Here is a 13,736-nt window from a genome sequence, read left to right as displayed (position 1 = left end):
ATTATTTTTCACTTTTATCGTCACGTTCGACAATTTTATGACACTCAGGATGTTGTTCCGCTTCTCGTTTAACCAGTAAAAAGGTTAAATACATTTTCGTAGGTAATGAAAATATTAAGCCAAAGGCGATACAAACAGCGCTAATAATAATGCCAGTAACGCCCAATGATTCCATATAATCACTAAAGTTATGTAAGTAAATACCTAAAAGTAATAAGCACAAACCAATCACAATTGAGGTTTTCAATAGTTTAATTAATTTCTGCTCATCCATAGGTTACTCCTACATGTAAACACCAACACTAAAACTCGAACATCATGCCTATAGCAATAGCATTTTCAGCTAAATCCGTGCTTTCTGCTGATAATGTCGAGTTGTCGAATTTACTTTCAATGAATACATAAAAATCTTCATCCCAATAATACTTAGCACTCAGTATATTATAATTTTTATGATAGCTACCATCTGCCCCTAAGCCTGGCGTATTTGAATGATCTTTTAAAGAAATGTAACCATAAATAAGCGATATGTCGTTTGCAAATCGATATTCAGAAAATAATTCAATGCCTTGAGCCTTATTCATCATTTTCCCAATATCATTAATATCATGATTACTCATATCGGTAAAAACTAGCGCAAGGTGCAATCCAAGATCATTTTTCTCTCGGTAAGTGATATAAGCTGAAAGCAATTCATCATCTATAAAGGGGGAGCTATCATCTTCAGTCACTATGTTCAATTGCGCTTTGTTATAAGCGACTCCTAAGCCAATATCTAAAGGAGCTTTATATTGTAACGACACACCAAAAGAATCTGAAAAGTTAAGTAAAGCATCAAAGCTTTCACCATCCTCACCAACTAAGGTTAGCTGCTCATTAGACGCTAAATATTGAGCCGCAAAAGTAAAGTTATTGTAATTTACACGATATTGAAGCGCTTGCTCTGCTCTACCTGTACCTGAAAATCCGCCATCAGTACCGAAATTATAAGTACCTTGAGCACCGCCACCAAACACTTCAAACCAATCTGTTACACCGCCAATATCATAAGAAACACCCCATTGTTTTCCCAGAGTAAAACGGCCATATTGCTCATGTTCAATACCTACAAAACCTTGCCTAAGCCATATGGCTTCATCCGTTGGCCCTGTACTTGTTAAACCATTATTATTAACAACAATTTGATTATTGGTGTTAGATATTTGTACGCCCCACTCAAGCTTGGCAACTGCTTGCCAATCATGTTTCAGTTTATGCGACATACCAAAAACATAACGAGAAAAGCCATCATTTACTTCTTCTTTACCATTATTATCTCGTAAATAATAAACAGCTAAGTTTCCAGTAAAATCAAAGGTAGATTTCTCGTTTTTAAATAACTCTAAACTATAACCACTTGGTGCAAATGCACAGCATGCCATTAATGGAGCTGCTAACAAGACTTGTCTTTTCATAAAAAATCCCTTCTCTATTACTGATTATTGTTTTAAGGCTTCCACTAACGCCACCACAGGATGCCTAGCATTCAGTTCAGTTAACCGCTTCACTTGAGAGCGACATGAAAAACCTGTCGCGAGTATTTGTTCAGTAGCAAGTTTTGCAAGTTTAGGCTGCCAACTTAATTCAAATAATCCTTTGGAATTATCTAAATTAGATTTTTCGTGCCCGTAAGTACCTGCCATACCACAGCAACCAACACTCTCTTTTTCTAATCGCAAGCCAAAATGTTTAAATATCGCTAACCATTCATTTTCACTATTGGCCAATGCCGTTTTTTCAGTACAGTGAGCAAACAATTTATAGGTTTGTTGGCTCTCTATTTCAGCAACTTTAAAAGTTTCATCTTGTTTGATAAATGTCATCAGCCACTCATGTGCTAACAGTACATTAAAACTGCCTCGGCTATCTGCTAATATTTTTTTATACTCGTCTCGATAACAAAGCACCATAGAAGCATCCATACCAAGCATAGGTATATTTAATTTGGCTAATTGGTTTAAAAATTCACTTGAAGATTTAGCGGTTTTAGCAAAGCGCGCCAAAAAGCCTTTAACATGCTGCGCTTTACCATTAGGTTTAAAGGGCAATAATATTGGCTCTAACCCAAGCTCTTTTATTAATGTCATCATACTTTGTACAGTATTAGCATCATAAAATGAGGTAAAGGGGTCTTGTACTATCAGCACATAACCTTTTCGCTGCTCTTCAGTTAAGCCCTGCAATTTAGCGAGATCAAAACCTGAAAAACCAGCCTTTTTCACTTGGCTTTTTAAGGTAGGTACACTAAGTAATGGTGTATTCACATAACCTATGGTTTTAGCTGATAGTTTGTCATATGTCTTTAAACTTAAAATGCTATTAACCAATTTAGGCGCTTTTGCCATTAATGGCGCTAATGTTTCCACATTGGCCACTAAATGATCTTTTAATGGTCTAGGGTAGCGAGAATGATAAAGGTTTATGAAGCGACTTCTAAAGTCAGGCACATCAACTTTTATCGGACATTGACTGGCACAAGCTTTACACGCTAAACACCCTTGCATAGCCTCCATTACTTCATGTGAAAAGTCATTTTTGTTGTCTTCTTTTTCTAGAAAAGTAACTTTAAATTTAGCAATGCTTGAATCAAGTAATTTTTTAACTGACCAATTATTAATATCTTGCTCAAGGCTTAAAACATCAACGCCTTGATTTTCAAGTAAACGTAACCATTCACGCATTAAGCCTGCGCGACCTTTTGGCGAGTGTCGTCTGTCTTTGGTAATTTTGCTTGACGGACACATAGGGCTGTTAGCGTCGTAGTTAAAACATAAGCCATTGCCATTACAGTCCATAGCTGCATTAAATGAGTCTTTAACTGTGACCGGAATTTGTCTATCAAAACTACCACGTTTTGTATCATCAACACTCACTAACGACTCAGTTGAATCAATTGGTGTACAAATTTTCCCTGGGTTCATTTTGTTTTTAGGATCAAAAACGCCTTTTATTTTTCTTAATTCATTAAAAAGGGTTTCACCAAAAAATGCTTCGCCATACTCACTACGATAGCCCTTACCATGCTCACCCCACATTAAGCCGCCATATTTAGCTGTAAGTTGAACAACTTTATCAGATAAGGTTCTCAGTAGCTTTTCTTGTTCTGGATCACACATATCAAGGGCTGGACGAACATGTAATACGCCGGCATCAACATGGCCAAACATACCATAATGTAAGTTATAACTATCAAGCAGCTCTCTAAACTCACTGATAAAATCAGCAAGGTTCTCTGGTGGTACTGCTGTATCTTCCGCAAAAGCAAGAGGCTTTTGACTTCCGTCAGTATTACCTAATAATCCAACCGCCTTTTTGCGCATTGCATAAAGTTTATTAATACTGCCTAAATCTGAAGTCACTTGATAACCAATAACACCGCCGTTATTGTTACTGGCAATGGTTTCATCAAGGCCTTTAGTTAGTTGTGCTACTTGTTCAGCTAGGGCTTCAACACTTGAGCCATTAAACTCAACAATATTTAGGCCATCCATAACTTGATCAGGCACTTCGGTGATTAAATCACTGACGCTATGCCATACGATGTCTTGTTTGGCTAAATTCAATACTTTGCTGTCTATAGTTTCTACTGACGTCGCTTTAGCTTCTACCAAAAAGGGGGAATGACGAAGCGCTGAATCAAAACTATCATACTTGATATTAATTAACGTTTTTGCGGGGCTAATCGGCGTGATATTAAGTTTTGCCTGACAAACAAAAGCTAATGAGCCTTCTGAGCCAGTGATTAATCGGCTAAGATCCAAAGTATTCCCGTCATCTTGCAAGACATTTTCTAAATCATAGCCCGTTAAAAAGCGATTTAAACGGGGGAACTTTTTAAGAATAAGCTCACGATTTTCAACACTTGAAGCCAGTACTTGTTTGGTAATTTGACCATGACTCGAGCTTTCTTTCGCCAACGTTTGTGCTTGTTCAATTGTCAAAGGCTCGGTATTTAATTCATCACCATTAGCTAATACCGACTCTAGCGCTAATACATGATTTGAGGTTTTGCCATAAACTAATGACCCCTGCCCTGATGCATCCGTGTTGATCATACCGCCAATCGTTGCACGATTACTGGTTGACAAGTCAGGGGCAAAGAAAAACCCATGCGGACGTAAATAATCATTAAGCTGATCTTTTACCACACCCGCCTCTACCTTCACCCATTTTTCTTCGATATTAATTTCTAATACATGGTTCATGTATTTAGACAGGTCAACAATTATGCCGGGCGTTAAACTTTGACCATTAGTTCCCGTACCGCCACCACGAGCACTGAATTTAATGTCATTAAAGGCTTCTTCACTGGCGGTTTTAGTTAACACAATGATGTCTTGTTTACTGCGAGGATTTATCACTAACTGAGGTAATTGCTGATAAACACTATTATCAGTGGCAACCGCTAAACGGGCACTGTAACTAGCATTTATATCGCCAGTAAAGTGTTTAACTTGCAGTGCATTAACGAATTCTTGGTAAAGTGGCGGTAAGTGAGTTTGATGTTCAATACGGGGTAACATGAATTTTTTTCTATAAACAAGAGTGAATTAGCGTAAGTATACCATGATAGTAAATTTTTTTTAGTTGTCGATTTATACTAGTGATAAATTATTAATGCTTTTTTATTCCTAGTGTTTATTCCTAGTGATTTTGCTTACGATATAACATTTAACTTAGAATACTGAAAGTTTTCATTTATTTACTTGTTTGTTCAACTACTTATTTAAAACGGCTTCATATACCAGTGAAACCACACTGCCATATTTTCCTGTTTCAAATTGCTTACCAAGAAATTGATAATCTTTATCGTCTCCCACAATGTCACTATGACGCGCATTGGTTAAAAGAATAATGGCCAAATCATGCTCAGGGTCGATGACTGTAGCTGTGCCTGTCCAGCCAGTGTGACCATAAGCTGAGGCACTAGCATAAGGGCCAAAGTGCCACTTTCTATCGCCATTATGCGCCCGTCGCCACCCTAAACCATAAGTGCCATTAGTATCATCAGGTTTTATAAATTGGTCAATCACCTTACCTGAAAACAGCTCTTTATCCTCATAACCGCCCCGATTTAGCAGTACTTGCGCTAAAACAGCTAACTCTTCCCCTGTAGAGAAAAGGCCTGCATGCCCTGCCACGCCGCCTAACGAGTGATAGGCTTTTTCATCGTGTACTTCTCCTTGTAAGACATGGGTGCGAATATTATTAAACTCTACTCGATGACCGCGTGTTGTTCCGTGGACTTCTGTCGCCGCAAATTGATTTTTACTAAATCCCTTGTTTAAGGGGTTAAATACAGTGTTAGTTAAACCAAGGGGTTGAAATATGGCGTATTCAGTATAGATATCAAGAGGCAATCCGGTAATTTTTTCAACTAACATGCCCAGTAGCATGTAATCGGTATCGCTATACATTCTTTTACTGGCGCGCCCTGTTGCAAAAGGCACTTTCGTAAGTATGAGTTCTTTAGTTCGTTCACTGTTTTGAGAATAAAAAGCAGGGCCTAAACTGTTTTGTTCGGTAAAGAATTTAACTTGCGGAGCATAACCTGCATTATGAGTAAGCATGTCTTTTACGGTGCGAAAATCTCGCCCTTCACCGCGATACGTAGGCAAGTAGTGATTGATAGGGAGATTAACGTCTAATATTCCCTGAGTTACCAACTTCATTAAGGCAAAGTTTGTGGCAAACATTTTAGTATTTGACGCAATATCAAATAAGGTTTCTGTGCTCATTTTGACCGGTGACGTTAGCTCTTCCCCGCCATCAGCAAACTTTCTAGCATATCCGTAAGCCGTGTTTTTGATGATCTGGCCATCTTTTACCACCACTAAAACAGCGCCGGGGAAACCGTTTTCGATATCCTTATTGATCAAGGCATCCACCGCAACAAATTGTTGCTGATATTTATGCGTGTTAATGGTTAGTTTTGGATAAGGTATGGCAACATTTAGACGGGCACCTTCAGGTAAAATGTTTTCTATTTTAAAAGTGTTACTGCCATCTTTAGTTCTCTTTTTCAAACTATAGCGATAAGTATTATAGGCTTGCAACGGTTGAGCAATGTTGAGCTTTTCGCCATTGATATAAATATCGGCAGATGTTGCCGTGTGATTATCAATCACAATTTCACCACGACCTTGATAGCTTTTAAAAATACCACGGTCATTAACCAAAGCTCGAGTACTCGGGTTATCTTGCGGGAATCTTTGGTCTATTTGGCCATGTTGTTCAGTAATGCTCTTAGTGGCCGTAATATTTGTTTTCGTTTGCTGATAACGGTTAAGTAACGCCTCTGCCCTTGCTGGCTGGTACTTTTCTAATAAAGCAAAAAGTGTCGCTACTGTTTGCGAATCAATTTGATGACTGATTTGCCAAGGTAAAAAATGGTGCTGGAAAGCAGTTAAAACCGCTTGGGTTTGTTTATCCAACTCGCCAGTTGCATTGATATTGTAGCCATAGGTATTGAAAGCTTGTTGTACTAGCTCTACATGAGGTAATTGTTGTTCAAAAAAGGTTAAATATTTGAGTACAGTTTCCTTCTCATACCAAGCACCGATACCTTCTTGATAGAGCTGATACCAAGGAAATCTAGGGCCAGGATCGTTTTTATCATGTGGGGCAACGTCACTATGACCGATAATCTTAGTTGGCGTTATATCAGGGTTAACTTTAATAATTTGTTTCGCAAGTTGAATTAATAATGCTATTTGTTGAGGATCATAATCAGGGAAAAAACACACTTCCTTATATGCTTCACCATAGCCTTTCGGCGGTGTGAACCCATCTGTTGCTAATTTGTCACATTCCGCTTGGTTTACCAGCGTAATACCGATTGATTGATCATTAATTTCTTTTCGTCCTTGCCAATAACTTTCACCAACATGCCAAGCACGATTATTTTCATCAACCAGTTGTATCACTTTTAATTCTTCATCAAGGTAAGTTTGGTCGTGACTTTCCGGCAGCAGGTAATGAGCGCTGACATCACTTTGGTTGATACGTTTTTGTAAGGCGTTTTGATAGTTATCTTGCGTACTATGTAGGATCAAAAATTCAATTCGTTGACTATAGTTTTTTGAATATATGACTTCTACAGGGAGTGTATTTGATGTACAGCTGCTTAACAGTATGACGCAGATACTGATAACAAACTGGCGTAAGCTAGCCCACTTTAATTGCTTCATAGTTTAACTGCTCACTTGATCTAGTAGATATAAAACAGACTGATAAGATATGCCTGATTGCTCAGACAAACCTATTTCACAGGTTCTACTATTGCTTAAGCCACGCGAGCAATGATTAGGTACTTGTGCCTTTAACGGTGCTAAAGCTGCTTGATTTAGTTCCGGCTGAAAAAAACCTTTATCGCCTGCAAAACCACAGCAGTAGATATCTTTTGGTATCACTATATTATTAGTGCATGCTTGTGCTAATTGTTGTAAGTATTGGCCTTCATCCATTTTTTTACTACTACAGCTGATGTGTAGCATAAAGGTTTCTTCTGATTTAGTGATACTTAAGTTGCTGAGTACATGCTGAGCAACAAACTGAGTAACATCAATGATATTAGGTTTAGTATCTCCAGCTTGTGTTTGCAAACTATCTACGCAAGGGCTGGCATCAGTAATCACTGGCCACTTACCTTGCTCTGATTCGTGCTCAATAATTTTAAGGTACTCTTGCCTTTTCATATTAGCAATATCATTTAATCCCTTTGATACCCAAGGCATGCCACAACACAGTTTATTGGTCGCTTTAGGAATGATAACGTCAATATCAGCTTTAGTTAATAGCGAAATGACCACCTCTTGCATTGACCGTTTATCTTCCGCTTTGTTGTCAGGTGCAAAAACACGGTTTGAACAGGCGGGAATATAAACCACTTTTGTTCTTATCTTTGCGTTAGTTTGTGTATGTTTTTGTGTTTGAGCAAGGCTGCCTGATGATTTAGTGCCCGCAGGCCAGCCTTGATACCATTTGGGAATAAGGTTACCTGATACTTTATTTAACGCTGAAAAAGTATGTGACATAACATCACTACCAACTATGTTATGCATAGTTTTCACTGAATTTAAAGCAAACTTTGCAATGGTTGTGCTACTTGAAAAGTTATTAGCGACACCTTGATTAATACGCTTTTTCAGCCCCTTACCTTCAAGGTTTGCTTTCGCGCGGAGCTCTTTGATAAACAGCCCGGTATCAATGCCTACAGGACATTGCTGACCACAAAGCCCTGTTGCCGCACAACTATCAATACCAAAATATTGATAATCCGCTTCTAAAGCTTCTAACTCTTGTCGCTGCTCTTGAGTAATAGTGCCCGCTTGTCGTTTTTGTTGCAGTAAAGATATTTGTCGCCAAACCGCGATACGCTGTCTTGGCGTAAGGGTTAAGTTAAGTGACGGACAAACAGATTCACAAAAACCACACTCAATACATTTATCTAATATATCATCCGCTTTCGCCATCACCTTTAAATGTTTAATATGCGCTTTATCATCGTTGTTAATAATAACGCCGGGGTTTAAAATACCTTGAGGATCAAAAAGCTGCTTTATGTCTTTCATCACCTGATACAAGTCTGAGCCCCATTCCATTTCAACAAAAGGCGCCATATTCCTACCAGTTCCATGCTCTGCTTTTAAAGAGCCTTGATAGTCAATGAGGATCATAGTGGATACCGCCGACATAAACTGGTTATAACGTTCAATTTCTATTTTAGTTTCAAAAGCTTGCGTAAAAACAAAATGCAGGTTCCCTGCTAATGCATGACCAAAGATTATCGCTTCATCATAACCAAATTGATTAAACAAGGAGTGTAATTGCTGAACTGCTTGCGCTAGCTTAGAAAGAGGTACCGCAATATCTTCAATAACCACTGTCGTACCTGTGGCTCGAACCGATCCAACCGCAGGAAACATACCTTTGCGTATTTTCCATAACTCGGCAATGATGCCACTATTTGAGGTAAAAGTTTGCTGTGCTATTAAGCTCTCATTAACATTCTCAACAAGGCTATTTAGTTTTTTCTCAAGCTGAGTTAGTTGACTTTGATTATCCGCACTAAATTCTATCAGTAAGGCAGTACTGCCTTTAGGGAAGCAGGTTGAAAATTTATCGGGTAAAGTAATTAACCCCTTAATTTGGCTAAATACCGAATTAAGAGATCTATCATCCATGATCTCTACCGCATCAACATTTTCTTTAGCAAGTTCACAGACTAGATTACAGGCCGTTTGCATATCATCAAAAATATATAAACCTGCCATTTTAAAAGGTAGTAAGGTTATTGTGTTATAGGTGATATCACTAATAAAACCTAGGGTTCCCTCTGATCCAATCATCAAATGACTAATGATATCAATCGGATCTTGATAATCTATTAAAGCGTTAATGCCGTAACCTGTGGTATTTTTCAATCGGTATTTATGTTTAATTTTATTCGTTAGATCGGCTTGGCTTTTGATCGTAGCAGCAATATTTAATAATGACTCAACCATGTCACTATGCTGAGTTAAAAATTGCTTACATGAGTTTTTATCAGCAGTATTAAGTTGGCTACCATCAGCAAAAACTAGGTTCATGCTTACTAGGGTATGATAGCTATTATCGTTAACACCACAGCACATGCCAGAGGCATTATTCGCAGCAATACCACCAATTTTACAACTATTAATTGAAGCAGGATCTGGCCCTATTTTACGTGCAAAGGGTAACAACGCTTGGTTTGCATGGGCTCCAATCACCCCTGGCTGCAAGGTAACTGTTTCACCTTGTTCATGTATTTGAATGCTATTCCATTGAGGTGATAGTACAATCAACACTGAATCAGTAATTGCTTGGCCAGACAAACTGGTACCTGCGGCTCTAAAAGTAACAGCAACTTTAAATTTTGACGCTAATATTAATAGTTGTTTCAGCTCAGTTTCATTGTCTACTTTCAATACAAGCTTGGGTACTAAACGATAAAAGCTTGCATCAGTGCCATAAGCAAAACGCTGAATATACCTGCTAATAATATGCTTAGCCGGTAAAACATTTGCTAACTCACGATGAAATGACGTGATGGCTGAGGAGGTATTCGTCATAATGGATATAACATGTAAGGCTTTCTTAATACTTTAAATTTTTCTAGCCCTTGTTGCCAGCTTTGCTTAATCTTTTGTTCACTTTGACCCGCAACTATCGCTTTTCTTAATTTATCTGTACCGCTGAGCTTATCCATAAAACTTGCACGGGTAAAAAACGCTTCCCCTTGAGATTTAAACTGATTATGCCAAGCAATAATATAGCTAAGGGATAAGCCGGTTTGTTGACTTTTTCTTAAGTCTTGTCCATGCAACTTTTTATTCATTAGCTTAGGTGTTGAAGCAGCGCCAGGTGTTGAGACAGGCGTGAACGAAAAATTGCCTATGGCTATTTGATCATGCCCTATCACTTGAAAAGGAAAAGGCGTTCCTCGACCGATACTCACGGGTGTTGCTTCGAAAAATCCAAGTGATGGATATAAGTTGATCGATACGCCATTAGGTAAGTTCGGGCTAGGCTTTATCGGTAATGAATACCGCATACTATGTTGATAATTTTTCATACTAACAATGGTTAAATTTAACTTTTTATCCGTTTTGAGCCACTGCTCCCCTGCAAACATTAACGCTAATTCCCCAACTGTCATACCGTGTAGCAAAGGGATTTCATGCATACCAACGAAGGAGCTAAATGCTTTTTCTAATATGGGGCCATCAACATAAGCGCCGTTAGGGTTAGGTCTATCAAGGACAATAAAAGCTTTCCCTGCATCTGCAGCAGCTTCCATCATATAATGCATTGAGCTGATATAAGTGTAATAGCGCACGCCGACATCTTGAATATCAAAAATGATCACATCAATGTTTGCTAATACTTCGGCTGAAGGTTTACGATTTTTACCGTAAATTGAAATCAGGGGTACAGAGGTTTTTTCATCAATAGTGGAATTAAATTTTTCACCCGCATCATAATTACCACGAAAGCCATGCTCTGGCGCAAAAATAGCCTGAACATTAACGCCTTCAGCAATTAATTTATCCACTAAATGTACACCGCGACTTTGTGAAGTTTGATTAACTACCAGACCAACACGCTGATTTTTCAACAACGGTAAATAAACACGCTCTTGTTCAATACCTAACAATAATTGCCGGTTTAACGACTTAGCTTGCTCTTTTTGATGACTTACAGATAGAGTGTTAGCCATTGAAAGACTACATAACAACATGTTCAGCAATAAGCTCAACACAAAAGTTGCTATTACAGGCATTACCATGTTTTTCATGAATAACGGCATATTCAAGCCCTTTGCTTATCTGGAATATTGATTATACGAATTATTGGTTATCAGCTTGCTCAACGGCCTTTCGCAAAAAGCCATTGTGATTAATTAAAGACGCTTTTGCCTGTTTAACAGACTGGCCAGTTAGCAACATTAGCGTGGCAAGTTTGGCATTATAATCGGCTAGTTTTAATGCTTGTTTTGCCTGCTCATCACCACAGCCCGTTGCTTGCATAACAATATTTACAGCTCGTGCATACAGCTTTTCATTACTTGCACTGACATCAATCATTAAATTTCGGTAACTTTTGCCTGATCGTATCATGCTGGCAGTACTTAACATGTTTAAAATAAGCTTTTGAGCAGTACCGGATTTCATCCGTGTAGAGCCTGTTAACACCTCTGCGCCCACCACAGCACAAAGATTAATATCATTAGCCTGAGTAAATTTTTCATTGTAACTGCAACTAACGCCAATGACGCTAGTCCCTAGTTGCTGTCCATAACTCATTGCTGAAATCACATAAGGTGTACGACCACTGGCGGCAATTCCAACTAAGACATCTTTACTGGATAAATTAACGGCTTTTAAATCTTCAATAGCCATGGTTTCATTATCTTCAGCGCCTTCAACCGCTTGCTTTATTGCTTGTTCACCGCCGGCAATAATACCCAATACTTGTTGATTGGAAACGCTAAATGTTGGCGGGCATTCAACCGCATCTAAAATACCTAAACGGCCACTAGTACCAGCGCCAATATAAATAAGGCGACCACCACATGCAAAAGCAGCAACAATTTTATCTACGGCTTTAGCAATATCAGGAATGATGTTTTGCACAACAGTGGCGACTTTTTGATCTTCATTATTAATCTTTTTCAAAACGTCAACGGTATTGAGTAAATCAATATCTACCGTGTTTGGGTTTTGTGCTTCGGTTGAAATAGTTTTTAGTTCTTCAATTAATTGTGCTTGATTATTCACAGCATTACTCATTGTTTAGGGTGTCATTGCCTTACTTATTAAAAAGCTATTTAAAAGCCTCGTTCAAAGGCCCATGGAAAGGCTCAACAAATATCGACGCTTGCTTTACATTAACTAAACTATACTACAAACTAGTTGAAAATATCTTTCCAAAAAGTATAAGTTGATAATTTTAAATAAGTAAATATCACCAACTTACTCAAAAGTATCGAAAGTAAGGTGATATACTCCTATAAACGTTAAAGATAACGCAGCAGATTTCGCAAAAAATACCAAGCATGAACTATCAATCAAGAAAAACCCAAGCAATAGTAAACTTAACGGCGCTAAAGCAAAATTATCAAAAAATGGCCGAATTAGCCCCTAAAAGTAAAACTATTGCTGTGATCAAAGCAAATGCTTATGGACATGGTGCTATAACAGTAGCAAAACATTTAGATAACATAGTTCCTGCATTCGCTGTCGCCTTTATTGATGAAGCTATAGCATTACGAACCGCTGGCATTACAGCGCCTATTTTGATTTTAGAAGGCCCTTTTTGTCCGCAAGATTTCACTTTAGCTGAAACAGAAAACTTTTGGCTAATGCTGCATAACCAAGAACAATTAAAGTGGCTTAAGCGCTGTAGCCCTGCCCATAAAGGCAAACTTTGGATAAAAGTAGATACAGGTATGAATCGCTTAGGGGTTATGCCAGACGATCTTGTTGAGGCAATAAATACCCTAGCTTCTGAACAACTAGAAAAACTAGTACTTTGCACTCATTTTTCAAACGCTGATGAAAAAAATAATCCAAAAACCTTAACGCAAATAGCGACATTAAAATCGTTAGCAACTCAGTATCCCTGCCAATTAAGTTTTGCAAATTCTGCTGGCATCATTAATTGGCCACAAAGTCATAGTGACTACAATCGTTTAGGTATTGCGCTATACGGTGCCAATCCGATAACTAATGGTGATTCACCTGCCCAAATAACACCGGTAATGACGTTACAAACGACTGTCATTGGCTTAAGGCATTTAAAGGTGGGTGACAGCGTTGGTTATGGAGAAATCTGGCAAGCCAAACGCCCTTCCTATATTGCCACAGTAGCTATTGGTTACGCCGATGGTTATCCCAGAAATGCAAAGGCAGGTACTCCTGTTTGGATTAATGGTCAAATTGCCCCGCTAGTTGGGCGAGTTTCAATGGATATGATCACACTAGATGTCACTGACATAGCAGAAATAAAAATTGGTGATTTGGTTGAGCTTTGGGGTGAAAACCTAACGGTTGAAACAGTCGCTAAGCAGTTGAACACTATTAATTACGAGCTGCTTACTCGAATAGCAGAACGAGTTCCTAAAAAGTACATTGAATAATACTCATAAGATAAAATTAATATTAACCTTAAGT

Annotated in this window: 8 protein-coding genes; 1 reads left to right on the top strand and 7 read right to left on the bottom strand. The window is 38.3% G+C overall.

The window, feature by feature from the left end:
- Position 1 precedes the first annotated feature (1 nt).
- The 7 genes from AC27GZ_RS09020 to murQ form a co-directional block, all read right to left on the bottom strand.
- A complete protein-coding gene (locus AC27GZ_RS09020) occupies positions 2–274 on the bottom strand; it encodes a hypothetical protein (protein ID WP_487094628.1) in 273 nt (90 codons plus the stop codon).
- A gap of 28 nt (positions 275–302) precedes the next feature.
- The gene (locus AC27GZ_RS09015; RefSeq protein WP_487094627.1) at positions 303–1,454 is read right to left on the bottom strand and encodes a porin; all 1,152 of its coding nucleotides are present in this window, start codon (positions 1,452–1,454) and stop codon (positions 303–305) included.
- Between the two features lie 24 nt (positions 1,455–1,478).
- Complete coding sequence (ydiJ, locus tag AC27GZ_RS09010) at positions 1,479–4,562, bottom strand: D-2-hydroxyglutarate dehydrogenase YdiJ (RefSeq protein WP_487094626.1); 3,084 nt, start codon at positions 4,560–4,562, stop codon at positions 1,479–1,481.
- Between the two features lie 195 nt (positions 4,563–4,757).
- Positions 4,758–7,229, bottom strand: coding sequence for a penicillin binding protein PBP4B (pbp4b, locus tag AC27GZ_RS09005; protein WP_487094625.1), 2,472 nt, complete (start codon positions 7,227–7,229; stop codon positions 4,758–4,760).
- Positions 7,230–7,232: 3 nt separating this feature from the next.
- A complete protein-coding gene (locus AC27GZ_RS09000) occupies positions 7,233–10,133 on the bottom strand; it encodes an FAD-binding and (Fe-S)-binding domain-containing protein (protein ID WP_487094624.1) in 2,901 nt (966 codons plus the stop codon).
- Positions 10,130–11,281: an exo-beta-N-acetylmuramidase NamZ family protein gene (locus AC27GZ_RS08995; protein ID WP_487094623.1), complete on the bottom strand. Its 1,152-nt coding sequence runs from the start codon at positions 11,279–11,281 to the stop codon at positions 10,130–10,132. The genes AC27GZ_RS09000 and AC27GZ_RS08995 overlap by 4 nt, the downstream gene beginning before the upstream one ends.
- 130 nt (positions 11,282–11,411) lie before the next feature.
- On the bottom strand, positions 11,412–12,353 hold the full coding sequence (gene murQ / locus AC27GZ_RS08990) for an N-acetylmuramic acid 6-phosphate etherase (protein ID WP_487094622.1): 942 nt from the start codon (positions 12,351–12,353) through the stop codon (positions 11,412–11,414).
- A gap of 266 nt (positions 12,354–12,619) precedes the next feature.
- Here murQ and alr point away from each other — a divergent pair, with 266 nt between their 5' ends.
- Positions 12,620–13,702, top strand: coding sequence for an alanine racemase (alr, locus tag AC27GZ_RS08985; protein ID WP_487094621.1), 1,083 nt, complete (start codon positions 12,620–12,622; stop codon positions 13,700–13,702).
- Positions 13,703–13,736 lie beyond the last annotated feature (34 nt).

The sequence above is a fragment of the Colwellia sp. SU-HH00943 genome (genome assembly GCF_057546125.1).
This window is presented reverse-complemented; position numbering and strand designations above follow the sequence as displayed.

Excerpts from the sequence above, each read along its gene's own strand:
- murQ (WP_487094622.1), bottom strand. The coding sequence starts at position 12,353 with ATGAGTAATGCTGTGAATAATCAAGCACAATTAATTGAAGAACTAAAA.
- alr (WP_487094621.1), top strand. The coding sequence starts at position 12,620 with ATGAACTATCAATCAAGAAAAACCCAAGCAATAGTAAACTTAACGGCG.
- AC27GZ_RS09000 (WP_487094624.1), bottom strand. The coding sequence starts at position 10,133 with ATGACGAATACCTCCTCAGCCATCACGTCATTTCATCGTGAGTTAGCA.
- AC27GZ_RS08995 (WP_487094623.1), bottom strand. The coding sequence starts at position 11,281 with ATGGCTAACACTCTATCTGTAAGTCATCAAAAAGAGCAAGCTAAGTCG.
- AC27GZ_RS09020 (WP_487094628.1), bottom strand. The coding sequence starts at position 274 with ATGGATGAGCAGAAATTAATTAAACTATTGAAAACCTCAATTGTGATT.
- ydiJ (WP_487094626.1), bottom strand. The coding sequence starts at position 4,562 with ATGTTACCCCGTATTGAACATCAAACTCACTTACCGCCACTTTACCAA.
- pbp4b (WP_487094625.1), bottom strand. The coding sequence starts at position 7,229 with ATGAAGCAATTAAAGTGGGCTAGCTTACGCCAGTTTGTTATCAGTATC.
- AC27GZ_RS09015 (WP_487094627.1), bottom strand. The coding sequence starts at position 1,454 with ATGAAAAGACAAGTCTTGTTAGCAGCTCCATTAATGGCATGCTGTGCA.